The 15,538-nt window shown below is 71.5% G+C and carries 22 protein-coding genes and 1 pseudogene; 12 read left to right on the top strand and 11 right to left on the bottom strand.

Annotated elements, in window-relative coordinates; genetic code table 11:
* Positions 1–58: 58 nt before the first annotated feature.
* The gene (locus tag AB0O01_RS17380) at positions 59–529 is read left to right on the top strand and encodes an NUDIX domain-containing protein (RefSeq protein ID WP_365314262.1); all 471 of its coding nucleotides are present in this window, start codon (positions 59–61) and stop codon (positions 527–529) included.
* A gap of 162 nt (positions 530–691) precedes the next feature.
* Here AB0O01_RS17380 and AB0O01_RS17375 read toward each other — a convergent pair whose 3' ends face one another.
* From AB0O01_RS17375 to AB0O01_RS17365, 3 genes are read right to left on the bottom strand one after another with little or no spacing between them, the layout of a single operon-like run.
* Positions 692–982, bottom strand: coding sequence for a hypothetical protein (locus AB0O01_RS17375; RefSeq protein ID WP_365314261.1), 291 nt, complete (start codon positions 980–982; stop codon positions 692–694).
* Positions 979–1,248 (bottom strand): hypothetical protein, encoded by a 270-nt coding sequence (locus AB0O01_RS17370; RefSeq protein WP_365314260.1) that lies wholly within the window; start codon positions 1,246–1,248, stop codon positions 979–981. The genes AB0O01_RS17375 and AB0O01_RS17370 overlap by 4 nt, the downstream gene beginning before the upstream one ends.
* The gene (locus AB0O01_RS17365; protein WP_365314259.1) at positions 1,241–1,546 is read right to left on the bottom strand and encodes a hypothetical protein; all 306 of its coding nucleotides are present in this window, start codon (positions 1,544–1,546) and stop codon (positions 1,241–1,243) included. The genes AB0O01_RS17370 and AB0O01_RS17365 overlap by 8 nt, the downstream gene beginning before the upstream one ends.
* A 104-nt stretch (positions 1,547–1,650) precedes the next feature.
* Here AB0O01_RS17365 and AB0O01_RS17360 point away from each other — a divergent pair, with 104 nt between their 5' ends.
* From AB0O01_RS17360 to AB0O01_RS17345, 4 genes are all read left to right on the top strand, one after another.
* Positions 1,651–2,481 (top strand): helix-turn-helix transcriptional regulator, encoded by an 831-nt coding sequence (locus AB0O01_RS17360; RefSeq protein WP_365314258.1) that lies wholly within the window; start codon positions 1,651–1,653, stop codon positions 2,479–2,481.
* A complete protein-coding gene (locus AB0O01_RS17355) occupies positions 2,478–2,678 on the top strand; it encodes a DUF397 domain-containing protein (RefSeq protein ID WP_365314257.1) in 201 nt (66 codons plus the stop codon). The genes AB0O01_RS17360 and AB0O01_RS17355 overlap by 4 nt, the downstream gene beginning before the upstream one ends.
* A 176-nt stretch (positions 2,679–2,854) precedes the next feature.
* Entirely contained in the window at positions 2,855–3,067 is a 213-nt protein-coding gene (locus tag AB0O01_RS17350; RefSeq protein WP_365314255.1) for a DUF397 domain-containing protein, read from the top strand.
* 30 nt (positions 3,068–3,097) lie between these two features.
* Positions 3,098–3,364 carry a hypothetical protein gene (locus AB0O01_RS17345; protein ID WP_365314253.1) on the top strand — a complete coding sequence of 89 codons (267 nt, stop codon included), beginning with the start codon at positions 3,098–3,100 and terminating at the stop codon, positions 3,362–3,364.
* 66 nt (positions 3,365–3,430) lie between these two features.
* Here AB0O01_RS17345 and AB0O01_RS17340 read toward each other — a convergent pair whose 3' ends face one another.
* Together AB0O01_RS17340 and AB0O01_RS17335 are read right to left on the bottom strand one after the other, a co-directional pair.
* The gene (locus AB0O01_RS17340) at positions 3,431–3,763 is read right to left on the bottom strand and encodes a hypothetical protein (RefSeq protein WP_365314251.1); all 333 of its coding nucleotides are present in this window, start codon (positions 3,761–3,763) and stop codon (positions 3,431–3,433) included.
* Positions 3,760–4,602, bottom strand: coding sequence for a transposase (locus AB0O01_RS17335; RefSeq protein WP_365314249.1), 843 nt, complete (start codon positions 4,600–4,602; stop codon positions 3,760–3,762). Before AB0O01_RS17335 ends, AB0O01_RS17340 begins: the two co-directional genes overlap by 4 nt.
* 244 nt (positions 4,603–4,846) lie before the next feature.
* Here AB0O01_RS17335 and AB0O01_RS17330 point away from each other — a divergent pair, with 244 nt between their 5' ends.
* Together AB0O01_RS17330 and AB0O01_RS17325 are read left to right on the top strand one after the other, a co-directional pair.
* A complete protein-coding gene (locus AB0O01_RS17330) occupies positions 4,847–5,059 on the top strand; it encodes a DUF397 domain-containing protein (RefSeq protein ID WP_365314247.1) in 213 nt (70 codons plus the stop codon).
* Positions 5,060–5,109: 50 nt separating this feature from the next.
* Positions 5,110–5,244 (top strand): annotated as a pseudogene (locus AB0O01_RS17325) (protein kinase family protein); the annotation flags it as partial.
* 144 nt (positions 5,245–5,388) lie between these two features.
* On the opposite strand, the gene AB0O01_RS17320 reads toward AB0O01_RS17325, so the two are convergent.
* Entirely contained in the window at positions 5,389–6,045 is a 657-nt protein-coding gene (locus AB0O01_RS17320) for a TetR/AcrR family transcriptional regulator (protein WP_365314245.1), read from the bottom strand.
* 107 nt (positions 6,046–6,152) lie between these two features.
* Between AB0O01_RS17320 and AB0O01_RS17315 the strand changes: the two genes are divergently transcribed.
* Positions 6,153–7,205 carry an aldo/keto reductase gene (locus AB0O01_RS17315; protein WP_365314243.1) on the top strand — a complete coding sequence of 351 codons (1,053 nt, stop codon included), beginning with the start codon at positions 6,153–6,155 and terminating at the stop codon, positions 7,203–7,205.
* Positions 7,206–7,403: 198 nt separating this feature from the next.
* Positions 7,404–7,592 carry a suppressor of fused domain protein gene (locus tag AB0O01_RS17310; protein WP_365314241.1) on the top strand — a complete coding sequence of 63 codons (189 nt, stop codon included), beginning with the start codon at positions 7,404–7,406 and terminating at the stop codon, positions 7,590–7,592.
* A gap of 94 nt (positions 7,593–7,686) precedes the next feature.
* Here the strand turns inward: AB0O01_RS17310 and AB0O01_RS17305 are convergent, their stop codons facing one another.
* Both AB0O01_RS17305 and AB0O01_RS17300 read right to left on the bottom strand, forming a co-directional pair.
* On the bottom strand, positions 7,687–8,331 hold the full coding sequence (locus AB0O01_RS17305; RefSeq protein WP_365314239.1) for a CatB-related O-acetyltransferase: 645 nt from the start codon (positions 8,329–8,331) through the stop codon (positions 7,687–7,689).
* 241 nt (positions 8,332–8,572) lie between these two features.
* The gene (locus AB0O01_RS17300; RefSeq protein ID WP_365314237.1) at positions 8,573–10,300 is read right to left on the bottom strand and encodes a GAF domain-containing sensor histidine kinase; all 1,728 of its coding nucleotides are present in this window, start codon (positions 10,298–10,300) and stop codon (positions 8,573–8,575) included.
* Positions 10,301–10,703: 403 nt separating this feature from the next.
* Here AB0O01_RS17300 and AB0O01_RS17295 point away from each other — a divergent pair, with 403 nt between their 5' ends.
* Entirely contained in the window at positions 10,704–11,159 is a 456-nt protein-coding gene (locus tag AB0O01_RS17295) for a pyridoxamine 5'-phosphate oxidase family protein (protein WP_365314235.1), read from the top strand.
* 15 nt (positions 11,160–11,174) lie between these two features.
* Here the strand turns inward: AB0O01_RS17295 and AB0O01_RS17290 are convergent, their stop codons facing one another.
* Both AB0O01_RS17290 and AB0O01_RS17285 read right to left on the bottom strand, forming a co-directional pair.
* Positions 11,175–11,846, bottom strand: a complete 672-nt coding sequence (locus AB0O01_RS17290; protein ID WP_365314233.1) for a universal stress protein — start codon at positions 11,844–11,846, stop codon at positions 11,175–11,177.
* A gap of 300 nt (positions 11,847–12,146) precedes the next feature.
* Complete coding sequence (locus AB0O01_RS17285; RefSeq protein WP_365314231.1) at positions 12,147–12,809, bottom strand: pyridoxamine 5'-phosphate oxidase family protein; 663 nt, start codon at positions 12,807–12,809, stop codon at positions 12,147–12,149.
* Between the two features lie 347 nt (positions 12,810–13,156).
* On the opposite strand from AB0O01_RS17285, the gene AB0O01_RS17280 reads away from it, so the two are divergent.
* Positions 13,157–13,537, top strand: coding sequence for an STAS domain-containing protein (locus tag AB0O01_RS17280; protein WP_365314229.1), 381 nt, complete (start codon positions 13,157–13,159; stop codon positions 13,535–13,537).
* A 169-nt stretch (positions 13,538–13,706) separates the two neighbouring features.
* Entirely contained in the window at positions 13,707–14,489 is a 783-nt protein-coding gene (gene ppk2, locus AB0O01_RS17275; protein ID WP_365314416.1) for a polyphosphate kinase 2, read from the top strand.
* A gap of 105 nt (positions 14,490–14,594) precedes the next feature.
* On the opposite strand, the gene AB0O01_RS17270 is transcribed toward ppk2, so the two are convergent.
* Positions 14,595–15,500 carry a universal stress protein gene (locus AB0O01_RS17270; protein WP_365314227.1) on the bottom strand — a complete coding sequence of 302 codons (906 nt, stop codon included), beginning with the start codon at positions 15,498–15,500 and terminating at the stop codon, positions 14,595–14,597.
* Between the last annotated feature and the right edge of the window lie 38 nt (positions 15,501–15,538).

Here is a 15,538-nt window from a genome sequence, read left to right as displayed (position 1 = left end):
AGGCCGCGTGTGGTGGTCGGGTCGTTGGATAGGGTCGGTCCTGGCGGGAGGTGCGGGGATGAGTTTCCGGTTGGCGGCGTACGCCGTGTGCATCGAGGACGGGCGGGTGCTGCTGGCCCGTCATGTGGCACCGGAGGGTGGCGGGAGCACCTGGACGCTCCCGGGAGGCAGGGTCGAGCAGGGGGAGGATCCGTTCGACGCGGTGATCCGGGAGGTGGCCGAGGAGACCGGCTGTACCGGGGTGGTGGATCGCTTGCTGGGAGTGGACTCACGGGTGATCCCCGCGGCCGTCGCGCGAGCGGGAGTCGAGCACCAGAATGTCGGCGTCTTCTACCGGGTCCGTATCACCACCGGCCCGCTCCGCCCCGACCCGAACGACGACATCGCCGAGTCGACCTGGACCCCTTTGGCCGACGTGCCCACCCTGCGCCGGTCGTCGCTGGTGGACATCGGCCTCACCCTGGCACACACACTCCCGGCGACCGGCCATGTCCCCACTGTCGCGGTGGGCGGCCTGATCCAGCATTGAGGGATCTCCGGCGCTGGGCTGGACCGGGCCACCCGCCCGAGCCCCCCCCCCCCGCGGGAATCTAGCTGCGGAACACCATGCAGAGCGCGAATCCGCAGGAGCCGCTGAGTACGGCGAGCAGCAGCGGTCCGGTGACCGCCGCGGCGAAGTCCCGCCAGCGCTTCAAGAGCATCGCCCCCGTTCGCGTGCGCGCTGGAGCTTGGCGAGGGCGATCAGTTGGCGGGCCTCGCGCTCCGTGCCCCGCCTCAACCGACTGAAGTTCACCCGCCAGATCAGTCCCGTGGGGCGCTGTAGATCGACCCAGCGACCGTCGAGGTTGCGCACGGTGCCGGGCATCTCGTGGTCGAGATCGAAGACGACCATGCCGATGACGATGTCGTGCGGGGTACGGAAGAAGGGGCGCGGTCGGCTCGCGCCGGTGGGCGCCGCCGGGACGGGGCTATGTCTTGTCACAGCGACCGGCCGCCTTCCCGGCGCTGCCGGTTGCGCTCACGCACCAGCGCCCGCACTCGGGCAAGGGTCTGGCTGTCGCCGTCGGTGGTAGTGCTCTGGTCGGTGCCGGGGTGGTGCGGATGCTGCCTGATCGTCTCGTCCGCCGCCCGTTCGCTGACGGCACTGCCCGGTTTCCGGGCGGAGTCGCGAGCGGTTGCCGCCGCGGCGCATACGGGGCACCCCTCGACGGGGGCGTGCAGGGTGATGGGCTTGGGGTTGTCAGTCATGGATCAGCCTCCGTGGGCCGGGCTCGGCGTTTCCGGGTTCCAGGGGTACCCCTGCCGGATCGGGGTCCCGGCGTTCGTCCGGCTCGGGTCGATCTGCCAGGGTCGCCGGCCGGATGTCCGAGCGCCATGCGGGCCATTCGACGCCGCCACCGGGCGGACGGAGCGCGTAACGGCCGTCCGCCCAGGTCTCGCCGGGGTCCATGAGGATCGCGAGTCTGTTGCGCGTCATGTCGAACACCAGGGCACCGACGCCGAGTTGGGCCGTTGGGTCAAGCGGCCCTACGCTCTCAGCGGGCACGGCAACTCCTCTCCGTAGCGCCTTGACTACCGGGGGAAGTCAGAGTGACCTACGCTCGGAGAGCTGTTCAACTGACGCAGAGTGATTGATGAGGTGGAGTCAGGATGGTGAATCGCAAAGAGCTGGACCCGGAGGCCGGTCCCGGGGCTGCGTTCGGCGCACGTCTGCGCAGGTTACGTGATGAGCGCGGCTGGACTCAGGAAGAGCTGGGCGAGCGGCTTGGGTGTACCGGGTCGCATGTCTCCGCGGTGGAAACTGGTCGACGCCAACCGACTCGACGGTTCTCATCACAGGTTGACCGCGTCTTTGGAACGGGAGATCGGTTCGAGCGCCTGAGTATGGCTGCGCGGCAGACGGCGCTACTGGAGGGATTTCCGTCGTACCTGGAGCATGAGGCCCGAGCGGCAGAGATCCGACTCTATGAGGTAGGAGTGATACCGGGGTTGCTCCAGACGCCGGAGTACGCTTCAGCGCTCGGAGACAGCACCGTGAAGAGAGGTGTTGCCGTGCGTGAACAGGCGGACGAGCGGGTTGCCCTGATTGCGCAGCGCCAAGCCTCGCTGGTGCGCACACCGCCGCCGCTTGTCTTCGTGGTGCTTGACGAGAGCTGTCTCCTCCGACCCATCGGAGACAAGTCCTTGATGGACGCCCAGTTCGCGCACCTGCTGGAGTTCGCGGAGCAGCCCAACACCGTACTTCAGGTGGCGCCGTTCAGCATCGGGGTTCGTCGCCCGATAACCCTGCCGGTGACGATGCTGACCATGCCTGATCGGTCGCTCATGTCGTACGCGGAATCCGCAAGCCGAGGCCACCTTGACCGGGACAGCGGAGCGGTGTTGCCCATCTTGGCGGACTACCATCAACTGCAAGCCGAATCGCTGCCGCGATCAGCTTCGCTGGCCATGATCCGCACTTTACGAAAGGGCACCTCGTGATGAACGAGTCACCCCAATGGTTCGCATCATCTTTCAGTGAGAACGGTGGTCAGTGCGTCGAGGCTGCCGCAAACCTCCTCACATCACAGGGCGTGGTTCCCGTCCGCGATTCCAAGGACCCTCATGGGCCGGTTCTGATGCTCTCCCCCTCGGCGTTCGCCGGACTGGTCGCCCTCGCCCGATCCAGCAACATCTAGTTGACCCACGCGACCCCGAGCCCCGCCGCCTCCCATCCTCCGGAACGGTGGGGCTCGGGCAGCAGGCTGACATCCGCCTTGCCCCGGGTGAAGAAGGGCCATCAGCATCAGATCGGGGCCGCCTTCCAGGCGGAATCCGTAGCCACGATCGAACAGCTACGAAAGGGCACCCTCCGATGGCCACTACCAACCCGACCCCGCTCCAGTGGGCCAAGTCCTCATACAGCGTCGACAACGGCGGGTCCTGCGTCGAGTGGGCCCCCGCCCACACGACCACGTTCGGCATCGTCCCCGTCCGGGACAGCAAGACCCCGCACGGCCCCGTACTGAACCTCTCGCTCACCGCGTTCGCCGGACTCGTGACCCTGGCCCGCTCCAGCGACATCTAGCAACATTCGCCCTGCCTGTACGGTCAGGGCATGGATACCGGCGTCCAGCCAACTCTTGATGAGATCGAAGACCGCTTCGTTGGGCTTCTCGCGGGTCGGTTGACGAGGGACGAGGCCGATCGCTGGGCGGCGAGGTGGGTGGTGCGGGACGGGATCGTCTGGGACGACCTCTCCTGGTGGGCGCTGACCCACCTCTACGGAATCGATCTCCCGACGGGCCAGGGCGACGGCTACCTGCACGACGACGAACAGGTGCGGGCGTGGCTCGCTGAGCTGAGGAAGCGCCGAGCGAGGTGAAGTCGGCCACAGCTCGGCCCCAAAGGCAGCGGGCCGGGCAATGGTCAAGACCTGTGGATGGTTTGGTCAGTGCGGCGGGTTGGTTCCCCGGATGGTCTGCCAACGGGAGCCCGGGGTGGCTGATGTGAGGTGCTCGGCTCCGGTGCCCCGGAGGGTCACGAGCGCGGTGTGGACGGGGTCGAGTTCCTCGACGGACCGGTGGTGGGCCAGGATCTGCGTCAGTTCCAGCTCGATGGGGTCCGCTGAGTCGCGGATGTGGTCGAAGCGGGCGCCACGGCGGACCGGCCCGATCATGCAGCGCACGGTGGCGGTGGCCTCGGCCGGGTTGACGACAGTGACCTGATCGATCGCCAGTTCCACCTCGGCCACGTGACTGCCGGGGGTGTGGGGCCCGGTCATGCCGCCACCTCGGCGCGCTCGACCGGGACGCCGTTCTCGAAGCGGGCGCCGGCGCGGACCGGGGACACCGGGTGGGCGCCGGTGATCGCCCGCCATCGCGCCCGGGCGGATTCGACCGGCTTGAACGCCATCGCCGGGGCGGCGGCCGGGCTGCCGGCCCCGCGGGTGACCCCGGTCCGCGGCTTCACGGTGGAGAAGGCCGACTCGATCGGAACGGCCTTCGGCCACTCGGTGCCGTCGCGGCGGACGCCGAGCAGGACCAGGACGCAGGAGTGCGGCCGGCCGGGCCGGACCTTCGGGTGCACGCCCTCGGCCCACACGTGAACACAGTCGCGCTCGGACGGGTCGCGGCCCTGGAAGGCGGCGCGGTCGTCGCTCCACTGCTCTGTCAGCCGGGTCACGGTCACCGGCGACAGGCCGGCCGTGCCGCCGGGGAACTGCTCCAGTGCGGGCACGAAGTCCCCGGAAGACAGTCCGTGCAGGCAGAGCAGCGGCAGCACCTCGGAGATCCTCGGCGACCTCCGGCACCACGGAGCCAGGATCTTCGAGGAGTGCCGGTCGCGCTCGCCGGTGGCATCGTCGGCGCGGCGGTCGTTCACCCGTGGCGCCGTGACCTCGACCGGGCCGGACGTGGTGACCACGGTGCGGGTCCGGTGGTGGCCGTCGCGGACCACCGGGCGCCGCCCGTGCCCGTCGGTCCCGGCTGCCAACTCGGCTGTGTACTGGTTGACTTCCGCCTCCAGCGCGGCGGCCGGCATCCGCCGGGCGCCTTCGCGGACGAGCTCGTCGACCAGGGCGCCGGACTCCGTCGAACCGTCGGCATTCACTACGCTGAGCACGGGCGTGCCTTCCCGACCCGCGCTGCAACGCGGGCCTACTCGATGACCATCAAAGGATCATTCGGGAAAGTACGCCCTCCGCGCCCTCCCGGAACCCCGATCCACAAGTCTCGAACATTGCTCCAGCAGGCCGGGCCGATATGAGTCTTGCCCCTGGTGAAGAAGTGCCATCAGCTTCAGATCGGGGCCGCCTCCAGGCGGAATCCGTAGCCACGATCGAGCAGCCACGAAAGGGCACCCTCCCATGGCCACAACCAACACGCCCCCGCTCCAGTGGGCCAAGTCCTCATACAGCACCGAAAATGGTGGCGCCTGCCTCGAATGGGCCCCCGACCACGCGTCCGCCTCCGGCATCGTCCCCGTCCGGGACAGCAAGACCCCGCACGGCCCCGTGCTCAACCTGTCCCTCAGCGCGTTCGCCGGACTCGTGACCCTGGCCCGCTCCAGCGACATCTAGCCGACCCGCGCGGCTCGCCGCTTATGGGACCGTGGCCACGCGCCCGTCCTGACCGGCATTCCCGAGCTGCCGTGGTCTTCGGCGAATTCGCCCGTCGTCTGCTCACCGAGAGCAAGCGGACGCCGTTTCCGGCCGCCGAGATCGAGGGGGCCCGGCGCACCACTGCGGTCGCGGTGCCCCGCTGAGGCCGGCCTTCGGCAGAAGATCGCCGTCAGGACGTCTCGGGACGGGTGGAACGGCCACCCGCTCGACCGCACCCGCGTCAGCCACCTTGCCCGCCCGCCTCGGCCTCTCCCTCGCCGCGTGATCCGGGGCCGGGACCCCGACCGCTACACCCGCACCGAGGCCGCCGCGCCGGCCGCACGACCCTTGCCGCCCCGCAGGTACGCTCCCGCACGCGCCGCTGCCGCGGCGGCCTCGGCGGCCTGGTCCGCGGCGGCTTCGTCGAGGCGGTCGCCGGTGGTCAAGAGGCGGTAGTAGAGGGGGGCGGAGACAGCACGGATCACCTCGCGGACATCGGTGCCCTCAGGCACTTCGCCCCGGTCGATGGCCTGCTGGACGCAGGGCGCCCACTCCTTGACGCGGATGTCGTAGAAGCGGTGCAGGGCCTCGGCCGTCTTCGCCTCACCGGTGGCAGCCGCGATCACCGCCTTGAACAGCGCTCCTTGCCGCGGGTCGGCCAAGGTGCGCTGCACGAGCCGGGCGTTGGCCCTGAGGTCACCGAGCAGCGAGCCGGTCTCGGTGCGCGGCAGTGACTGTTCGGCCATGTCCAGCAGCAGGTCTGCCACCAGGCCGGTCACCGTTCCCCAGCGGCGGTAGACGGTGGTCTTGCCCACGTCGGCGCGGCGCGCGATGTCGGCGAGGTCAAGGTGGGCAAAGCCCTGTTCCGCCAAGGCGTCCCCAGCCGCTCGCAGCACCGACGCCCGTACTCGCGCCGTGCGCCCACCAGGACGGACGGTCCCCGGATCCGCACCCTCAACCGTCATAACGGGACTCCAGTTTCATTAATTGCCTCACACCTGTTACGCTGACGCCCACACTAACGGAACTCCAGGACCATTAGCCACTGTCAGGCGACAAGAGAGGAACAGTCATGGAGTACAGGCGGCTGGGTGCATCCGGCCTCAAGGTCCCCGCACTGAGCTTCGGCGCCGGTACCTTCGGCGGCCAAGGGCCGCTGTTCGGCGCCTGGGGCAACACCGACGCGCATGAGGCCCGCCGTCTCGTCGACATCTGCCTCGACGCCGGGATCACGATGTTCGACACCGCGGACGTATATTCCGGCGGCGCCTCCGAGGAGGTGCTGGGCGAAGCGATCAAAGGCCGCAGGGACCAGGTGATCGTGTCCACCAAGACCGGTCTGCCGATGGGCGACGGCCCCGGCGACGCGGGCTGCTCCCGTTCGCGCCTGATCGCCGCATGCGAGGACGCCCTGCGCCGGCTCGGCACCGACTACATCGACCTGTTCCAGTTGCACGCCTTTGACGCCGGAACACCGATCGAGGAATCCCTGTCCGCACTCGACGACCTCGTACGAGCAGGGAAGGTCCGCTACCTCGGCATCTCCAACTTCTCCGGCTGGCAGGCGATGAAGTCCCTCGCGAACGCGGAGAGGTACGGCCACCCGCGCTATGTCGCGCATCAGGTCTACTACTCCCTCGTCGGCCGCGACTACGAATGGGAGCTGATGCCCCTCGGGCTCGATCAGGGTCTCGGAGCCCTCGTCTGGAGCCCCCTCGGCTGGGGACGCCTCACCGGCAAAGTCCGCCGCGGCCAGCCCCTACCGGCCAACAGCCGCCTGCACCACACCGCGGACTACGGTCCGCCGGTCGAAGACGACCACCTCTACAGCGTGGTCGACGCCCTCGACGAGATCGCGCAGGAGACCGGCAAGAGCATTCCGCAGATCGCCATCAACTGGCTGCTCCAGCGACCGACCGTCTCCTCCGTCATCATCGGCGCCCGCGACGAGAGGCAGCTCCGCCAGAACCTCGGTGCCATCGGCTGGACGCTCACACCCGACCAGATGACGAAACTCGATGCGGCGAGCGGCAGGACCGCGCCCTACCCGTACTTCCCCTACCAGCGCCAGGAAGGCTTCGCCCGCCTCAACCCACCGGCTGTCGCGCCCCCGCCCGCTGTATGACATCGGCGTCACACAGCAGGACCGTACAGCCGCGTGTCCCGGATTCCGGCCCGCACGATACTGCCTCGCCCCACACCTGCCCCGGGCCCTGGACCGAGGAGCCCGCAAACGCCATCTGAACCGTCCGGGTCCGCCCCGCCTCCGGCGGGGCGGACGCGCCACCAGGACACCTCGGCCGGCCGTGAGATCCTCTGCGTCATGTTCGAGAGCGAGCGCAGCCAGCGGGCGACAGCAGGCGTCGAGGCCCACGCCCGCATCCTCTGGGCCCTGCCGGTCACCGCAGCAGAGATGGCACACCGCCGTGAGCACGGCCACGAAGCCCTTGAACGGCTCTTCGACGAGCACGCGATCGTCCCGACCGATCCAAGGCGTCCATCCGTCGCCTGAACATCGCGGGCGCAAGCGGCAACCGGGAAGTCCTCCAGTACCGTCAAAGTGTCGCTGTCCGTCGCGCGGGCCTGACCCCCGGTCAGGGGTCTGCTCAGGTTCGGGGGGCGATCTTTTCGAGGTCGTCGATGGTGCCGGACATGATGGCCCGAATGTGTTCGGTGAGGTGCTCCGCGGGCCAGTCCCACCAGGCGAGGGCGAGCAGACGGGCGATGTCGTCGTCGTGGTAGCGGGTGCGGATGAGTCCGGCGGGGTTGCCGCCGACGATGCCGTAGTCGGGGACATCGTCCACGACCACCGCGCCGGAGGCGATGATCGCGCCGTGTCCGATGCGGACTCCGGGCATGACCATGGTGTTGTAGCCGAACCAGACGTCGTTTCCGATGACTGTGTCGCCTCTGCCGGGCAGCCCGGCGAGCAGGTCGAAGTGCTCGGCCCAGGAGCCGCCCATGATGGGGAAGGGGAAGGTGGAGGGGCCGTCCATACGGTGGTTGGCGCCGTTCATGATGAACCGCACTCCGGTGCCCAGCGCGCAGAACTTCCCGATGACCAGTTTCTCCGGCCCGTAGTGATAGAGGACATTGCGGGTCTCGAACGCGGTCGGATCCTCCGGGTCGTCGTAGTAGGAGTACTCCCCGACCTCGATCAGCGGCGAGGTCACCAGCGGCTTCAGCAGGACCACCCGCGGCTGATCGGGAAACGGGTGGAGCACCGTCGGGTCAGCGGGAAGGCGGTTCACGGCAGTCGCATTCTGTCGGCGGCAAATGGCAGGCGGCAGGCGGCGGATGCCCCCTTGCGTGCATGATGCACGGTGCTCCGGAGCAGTGCCATCGAGTTCCTGCCCCGGGGCGCCCGCACGCAGAGCGATCCGTGGCCGTGGCGGTGACCGGGTACGTGAGTATGTGGGTACGTACGGGTGCGGAAGGGATGTCGATGACGACGAGGGGGAGGGGAAGGGAACCCCGAAGAGCCCGAAGACCTCAGGGCAGCGGCGCCCTCCAGTCCAAGAGGGTCCCCCCCTTCTCCGGCGTCGTGATGTCCAGCGTGCCGCCCAGCGAACGAGCCCGTTCCCGCATGTTGTCGAGGCCGCTGCGGCGGCCCTTCGCCGGGATGCCCACCCCGTCGTCCGTGACCGTGAGGCGGACCTCTCCGGACACTGCCGTCAGGGCTACGTCGACCCGCGCCGCCCGCGCGTGGCGGGCGACATTGGTGAGCGCCTCGGAGAGGACCGCCACCACATGGTCGGCCGTCTCGCGCGGTACGTCGGTGTCCACCAACCCCTCCATCCGGACGCTCGGCGCGAAACCCAGCACCGGTGCCGACTCTCCCACCACCCGGACCGCGCGGGCGCGCAACCCCCCGCCGGTGGTGCCCTCGCGGGCGCGCAGGCCGAAGATGGTGGAGCGGATGATCTTGATGGTCTCGTCGAGGTCGTCCACCGCCCGCGCGACCCGTTCCGATGCCTCCGCGTGCTCGATGAAGCGGCCCGCGCTCTGGAGGGTCATGCCGGTCGCGAAGAGCCGCTGGATGGCGAGATCGTGGAGGTCGCGGGCGATACGGTCGCGGTCCTTGAGAACGGCGACCTCCTCCGCGTCCCGGCGCCGCTCGGCGAGTTCCATCGCCACGGCGGCCTGCGCGGCGAAGCCCTGGAGGGGTTCGATCTCGGTGGTCGTGAAGACCGTACGGCCGGATTCGCGCAGGAGGAGCAGGACGCCGCGCACCCCGTCCTCGCCGGTGCCGACCGGGACGGCGACGGCGGGGCCGAGGCCGGCCGAGCGCAGGGAGGGGGCGGCGACCCGGTCGTCGGTGCCGACATCGGGGCTGGTCACCGGGGCGACGCCGGTGAACGCCTCGCCGATCAGACCGGCGTCGGCGGGGACGACCAGGCCGCGCACCGCGTCCGCCTCGGGGCCCAGGGCGAGTTCCACGCCGAGCGCGTCGGTGTCCTCCATGGGCATCGCCACCACCGCGAGGGCGGCGCCCATGATGTCCCGGGCCCGCCCGGCGATCAGCCGCAGCACCTCGCCGCGCTCGGCGCCGGACATCAGACTGTGGGTGATCTCGGCGGTGGCCCGCAGCCAGCGCTCCCGCAGCCGGGACTCCTCGTAGAGCCGGGCGTTGTCGATGGCGACCCCGGCGGCGACCGCGAGGGTGGAGGTGACGGCGATGTCCTCCTCGTCGAACTGGGCCCCGCCCCGCTTCTCGGTGAGGTAGAGATTGCCGAAGACCTGGTCGCGGACCCGGATGGGCACCCCGAGGAAGGTGTTCATCGGGGGGTGGTTGGGCGGGAAGCCGTACGACGCCGGGTGGGCGGAGAGTTTGCTCAGGCGCAGCGGCTCGGGGTTGCGGATCAGCTCGCCGAGGATGCCGTGGCCCTCGGGGTAGTGGCCGATCCGGGCGATCTCGTCCTCGGTGACACCGACGGTGTGGAACGCGGACAGCCGCCGCCCGTCCGGGCCGATCACCCCGAGCGCCGCGTACTCGGCGTCGACCAGGGCGGCGGCGGCCTCGACGATGCTGCGCAGGGCCTGCTCCAGATCCAGTTCCCGGCCGACCGAGAGAACCGCCTCCAGCAGGCTGTGCACCCGGTCCCGGGTACCCCGGGCGGCGTCGATCCGGGCCTGCAACTCCTCCAGCAGTTCGTCCAGCCGGAGCTGCGGCAGACGTACCCGCGCCTCCCAGGGCTCGTCGGGGCTCGCGCTTGCCACCTGCGTCTCTCCTCGGTCTCGGTGTCGGTCTCGGGCCGGATCCAGGTCTCGGTGCCCGGTGCCCGGTGCCCGGTGCTCGGTGCTCGGTACTCCCTGTCGCGGGGGGCGCGACCTGCGGGAACCGGGCGTCGCGGACACGCCCACCGTAACCGTCCCCCGGTACCGGGCACCGCCCCTTGGGCCGGTCGGCCCTGGTGCCGGGGAAGGTCAGCACCTCCCGGCGCGGCCCGCCGCGTCCGACCCTGGTGCTGCGCCGTGACCGTGACCGTGGCCGTGGACCGACCGGCACGACCGGCGCGACCCGCCGAGCGGTCCAGCGGTCCAGCGGTCGAGCAGTCGAGCAGTCGAGCAGTCGAGCAGTCGAGCAGTCGAGCAGTCGAGCAGTCGAGCCTAGGAGCACGTCATGGTCCGATACGTGGACCCGGTCCCGGCGGCTGCCGGACCCCGCCGCCGGGTGGAGATCCCGGCCGAGGAGGCACTGCGGCTGCTGGGGGGTGTGTCACTGGGCCGGATCGTGTTCACCCGGCACGCCCTGCCGACGATCCGCCCGGTCAACCATGTCCTGGACGACGGTGACATCGTGCTCCGCACCCATGACGGCGCCGCCCTCACCTCGCACACCCGGGGCGCCGGTGCCCCCGGGGTGGTCGTCGCCTACGAGGCGGACACCCTGGACCCGGTCACCCACCTCGGCTGGAGCGTGGTCGTCACCGGGTACGCCCGGCTGGTCACGGACCCCGCCGACCTCGCCCGCTACCACCGGCTGATCCACCCCTGGGTGGACCGGGAGATGACCCAGACGGTCCGGATCCACCCGGACCTGGTGACCGGGGTCCGCCTGGTGGGCGACCCCGGCTGAGGGACACGCGGGGGCTCATCCACCCCCCGGGACGAAGACCACCGGGCAGTGCGCGTGGTGCAGCAGGGCGTGGGCGACGGGGCCGGGGCGTCCGGCGCGGGTGGCCGCCACGACGACGGCGGTGGTGCGGGTCGCGTCCATGAGCGGGTGGGGGCGGAGAGCCGCCGCGCCGATGGGACGGGGGCGGACGCCCGGGTGCAGCACCCGCAGCCGGGCGGTGCGGCGCTCGGCCTCCCCCAGGGCGTAGACGGCGGCGTCGGCGTCGGTGTCCCGCTCCAGGGCGAGGAGCACGTCCCGGCGCCGGTCCCGGCGCAGCGCCCCGCGCACCACCATCAGCGGGCCGCCCGCACGGGCGACGAGCCGGGGGGCGACCGCGCCCCGCACGAACCCGGCGAGCGCCCCCAGCCCCCGCGACCCGATCACCGTGAGGACAGCGGCCTCGCTCTCCCGGGCCAGCACCCCCACCGGGTCCCCCTCGGCGGCGCCGACCTCCACCGGCACCCCGGGGCAGCGGGCCCGCAGCCGGGACACCGCGTGCGCGAGCACCGGCCCGGCCTCGTCCCGGTCCGGCACGGCGTACACCACCCGCACCGCGCACCCGAACCGGACGGCCTCCTCGGCGGCCCGGTCCAGGGCGCGCACCGAGGCGAGCGATCCGTCCACCCCGACCACGACCCGGTACGGCATGCCCTGCCCCTTCCCTCACCCCGGCGACCGCCCGGTGCCCCGGGCCCCTCCCGGCCCGATGCTCGCGCCGCCCGCCGCTCCCCCGGCAGACGCCGGTGAGCACCCGCCGCCCCGGCCGACCGGCCCTTTTGCCCCGGGACCTTCGGCCCACAGCCAGCAGGGAAGGGGAGGGAATCCCGGACGCCGATGCGGAGGGAGGAGAAGAGGAGAAAGGGAAGCCTCAGACGCCGACGCGGAGGCAGGAGAGAAGGAGAAAGGGAAGCCTCGGACGCTGATCCGGAGGCAGGAGAAAGGGAAGTCTCAGACGCTGATCCGGCGTCCCGTGATCACCGCCGGATCCACGCTGATCCACAGCTCCCGGTCACCGCCCGCCCAGGGCGCGGTGTGGGCGTCGGCGTCGAGGCGGGTGATCTCGTCGGGGTCGGTGACCTCGCGGGCGTCGCCGCGCACCAGCACGGACCAGCCCCGGCTGAAGGCGTCGTCGATCCGGTCGACCTCGAAGGCGACCCGGTGCCCGGCGGCGAGCGCGGGGGTGGTGCCGGGGGCGGTGCGGTAGACGACGGCACCGTCGACGACGCTGTAGTTGACCGGGACGACCACCGGTCCGGTGTCGGTGGGCAGGGCGATCCGGCCGACGCCGTGACTGCCCAGCAGGGTGCGGCTCTCGCTCTCGCCGAGTTCGCCGAACTCCGCCGTCCGGGACGCCTCTTCGAGACCGGGCGGGAGATCGGCGGTGCCGCCGGTCAGATCGGGGACGGTGGTCTCCAGGGCTCCGGCGAGCCCGAGCAGGGTGCCCCGGTCGGGGGCGGCGCCGGGGTGCTCCTCCAGATAGCGGACGTAGCTGGCGGCCATGCCGGCGCGGTCGGCCACGTCGTCCCGGCTCAGGCCGAGCTGGGCGCGCCGGGTGGCGAGGCGGCGGCCCAGATCGCCCAGGGGCCGTTCGTCCCTCTCGGGTCCCGCCATCACGCTCACGCTCCTTTTGCCCCGGTATCCGGATGTACGTCCATAGTGAACGAGATGCCCTCACCTCGCCCGGGACGCCGGGTGCGGGTGGTCCGTGGGTGGTTCTCGCGCAGTTCCCCGCGCCCCTTGAGGGACGCAACGGCCACGCCCTTCAGGGGCGCTGGGGGTGCCCCCCTGGGGGAGGAACTGCGCGACCAGCCACCGACCACCCGCACCCCGCCCCATACCCCCTACGCCCCTCACACCCCTCACACCCCTCATACCCCCACCCCCGGACCCACCCGGCACCACAAAACGGACCCGACCGGCCCTACCCTCACCCCACACCGCCCCGCTTCCCTTGGTACATGCCCGAGAACCTCAGGAGGCCCCCACCCCCGCCGCCCCCGGTCCGTACCGTGGGCGGGACGACCGTCGTCGCCCTGTACGGCGAGATCGACCTCGTGACCGCGCCGCCCCTCGCGGCCCGCCTGGACGCGCTCGTCTCGGCCCCGCACCCGGATCTGGTGCTCGATCTGCGCCCGGTGTCGTTCATCGACTGCGCCGGGCTGGGGGTGCTGTGCCGCACCCGGAAGCGGGTCGAGGCCCGGCAGGGCCGGCTGCGGCTGATCGCCGGGGGCGCCCGGTTCCTGCGGGTGCTGCGCGCCGCCCAGCTCGGCGGGGTCTTCGAGATCCACCCCGAGCTGCCCCGGGAGCTGGCCGGGGAGCCCGCCCGCCCGGCCGCCTGAGCCGGGGGTGCGCACAACGGCGGGAGAACGTAGCGTGACCCCCTGGTGTCGATCAGGGGAGCGGAGGCGCGCGGTGGGCGGCGACAAACAGCGGCAGCAGCGGGACCGGCGGCAGGACGGTCAGCGGGACGGGCAGCAGGACCGTCAGCGGGGCAAGAAGCCCAAGAAGGTGCCCCGGGCGGCGTACGAGGCGGAGCTGCTGCGGCTCCAGACCGAGCTGGTCAAACTCCAGGAGTGGGTGCGGGCGACCGGCGCCCGCCTGGTCGTGGTCTTCGAGGGACGGGACGCGGCCGGCAAGGGCGGCACCATCAAGCGGGTCTCCGAGCATCTCAACCCCCGGGTCGCCCGGATCGCCGCGCTGCCCAAGCCGACCGAGCGCCAGCGCACCCAGTGGTACTTCCAGCGGTACGTGGAGCATCTGCCGGCCGCCGGGGAGATCGTGCTGTTCGACCGGTCCTGGTACAACCGCGCCGGGGTCGAGCACGTCATGGGCTTCTGCACCAAGGAGGAGTACCAGCTCTTCCTGCGCCAGTGCCCGATCTTCGAGCGGATGCTCGTGGAGGACGGCATCCTGCTGCGCAAGTACTGGTTCTCGGTGAGCGACACCGAGCAGCAGGAGCGGTTCCGCAAGCGGCTGGAGGACCCGCTGCGGCGCTGGAAGCTCTCCCCGATGGATCTGGAGTCGCTCACCCGCTGGGAGGCGTACTCCCGGGCCAAGGACGAGATGCTGGTGCACACCGACATCGCCGAGGCGCCCTGGTTCGTGGTCGAGTCCGACGACAAGCGCCGGGCACGGCTGAACACGATCGCGCATCTGCTGGACTCGGTGCCGTACCACGAGGTGCCGCCGCCGGTCCTGGAACTGCCCGAGCGCCCGCCGTCCACCGGCTACGAGCGCCCGCCGCGCGATCTCCAGACCTACGTCCCCGATCACGCGGCGAGCCTCTTCTAGAGCCCCCCGGGGAGCCCGTTGCGGAGCCCGCGTCGCGGAGCCCGTCGCGGAGCCCGTTGCGGAGCCCGCCGCGGAGCCCGTTGCAGTCAGAGCCCGGGAGCCCGCTCAGCCCCGCTCGGGCACCACGACGACCGGGCAGGGCGCGTGGTGCAGCACCCGATGGGTCACCCGGCCGAGCTGGAGCCCGAAGCTCCGGGGCCGCCGCTTGGCGCCGACCACCACCAGGTCGGCGCCCTCCGCCACATCCACCAGCACGGTCCGCGCCGGGCCCTCGACCGTACGGCGACGCACCTCGGCGCCGGGCACGGCGTCCGGGAGACCGGGGATGTCGGCCAGCTCCTTGAGAGCGGACTCCACCGCCTCGTCCAGTTCCCGGGCCGCCCGTTCCGCGCGGTGCCGGGCGGACTCCCCGGCCAGCGCCGCCGGGCTCGGGCTGCCCTGCGCGGGCGCCTTCCAGGCCCGTACCGCCTCCAGGACCGCGCCGCGGCGGCGGGCCTCGTCGGCGGCGAAGCGCAGGGCCTCGGCCGACTCGGCGCCCACGCCGACCACGATCCGGCCGTGCGGCCGGACGGCCGGTTCGCCGCGCACCACCAGCACCGGGCAGTGCGCGTGCCCGGCGACGGTCAGACTGACCGAGCCGAGCAGCGCCTCGGACAGTCCGCTGCGGCCCCGGCTGCCGGTGACCAGCAGCGACGCGTTGCGGCTCTCCCGTACGAGCGCGTACTCGGGCTCCTCGGGCACGGTGTCCGCGGTCACCCGCAGCCCGGGATGGCGCTGCCGGGCGCGGCGGGCCGCGGACTCCACGATGTCGCGCGCCAGTACCGGCTCGGCAGGGGTGCCGCCGAGGTCGTCGGCGAGGGCGGCGCCCTCGTAGCGCTCCCAGAGCGAGGCGTACACCACCCGCAACTCCGTGTCACGCAGGGCGGCCTCCTCGGCGGCCCGGTCCAGCGCGCGCAGCGCGGACTCGGAGCCGTCCACTCCGACCACCACGGGCAGTTCCATGACGTTCATCGCCCTTCCACTCCTTCGGGGTCTCGCTCTCTCCAGCG

Source organism: Streptomyces sp. NPDC093252, assembly GCF_040683675.1.
Classification (GTDB): domain Bacteria; phylum Actinomycetota; class Actinomycetes; order Streptomycetales; family Streptomycetaceae; genus Streptomyces.
Note: the sequence above shows the minus strand (reverse complement) of the source record. Positions and strands in the feature narration are given on the sequence as shown.

Excerpts from the sequence above, each read along its gene's own strand:
- AB0O01_RS17310 (WP_365314241.1), top strand. The coding sequence starts at position 7,404 with ATGTTCGAGAGCGAGCGCAGCCAGCGGGCGACAGCAGGCGTCGAGGCC.
- AB0O01_RS17280 (WP_365314229.1), top strand. The coding sequence starts at position 13,157 with ATGCCCGAGAACCTCAGGAGGCCCCCACCCCCGCCGCCCCCGGTCCGT.
- AB0O01_RS17345 (WP_365314253.1), top strand. The coding sequence starts at position 3,098 with ATGGATACCGGCGTCCAGCCAACTCTTGATGAGATCGAAGACCGCTTC.
- AB0O01_RS17380 (WP_365314262.1), top strand. The coding sequence starts at position 59 with ATGAGTTTCCGGTTGGCGGCGTACGCCGTGTGCATCGAGGACGGGCGG.
- AB0O01_RS17320 (WP_365314245.1), bottom strand. The coding sequence starts at position 6,045 with ATGACGGTTGAGGGTGCGGATCCGGGGACCGTCCGTCCTGGTGGGCGC.
- AB0O01_RS17285 (WP_365314231.1), bottom strand. The coding sequence starts at position 12,809 with ATGGCGGGACCCGAGAGGGACGAACGGCCCCTGGGCGATCTGGGCCGC.
- AB0O01_RS17295 (WP_365314235.1), top strand. The coding sequence starts at position 10,704 with ATGGTCCGATACGTGGACCCGGTCCCGGCGGCTGCCGGACCCCGCCGC.
- AB0O01_RS17370 (WP_365314260.1), bottom strand. The coding sequence starts at position 1,248 with ATGACTGACAACCCCAAGCCCATCACCCTGCACGCCCCCGTCGAGGGG.
- AB0O01_RS17270 (WP_365314227.1), bottom strand. The coding sequence starts at position 15,500 with ATGAACGTCATGGAACTGCCCGTGGTGGTCGGAGTGGACGGCTCCGAG.
- AB0O01_RS17315 (WP_365314243.1), top strand. The coding sequence starts at position 6,153 with ATGGAGTACAGGCGGCTGGGTGCATCCGGCCTCAAGGTCCCCGCACTG.
- AB0O01_RS17330 (WP_365314247.1), top strand. The coding sequence starts at position 4,847 with ATGGCCACAACCAACACGCCCCCGCTCCAGTGGGCCAAGTCCTCATAC.
- AB0O01_RS17340 (WP_365314251.1), bottom strand. The coding sequence starts at position 3,763 with ATGACCGGGCCCCACACCCCCGGCAGTCACGTGGCCGAGGTGGAACTG.
- AB0O01_RS17360 (WP_365314258.1), top strand. The coding sequence starts at position 1,651 with ATGGTGAATCGCAAAGAGCTGGACCCGGAGGCCGGTCCCGGGGCTGCG.
- AB0O01_RS17290 (WP_365314233.1), bottom strand. The coding sequence starts at position 11,846 with ATGCCGTACCGGGTCGTGGTCGGGGTGGACGGATCGCTCGCCTCGGTG.
- AB0O01_RS17350 (WP_365314255.1), top strand. The coding sequence starts at position 2,855 with ATGGCCACTACCAACCCGACCCCGCTCCAGTGGGCCAAGTCCTCATAC.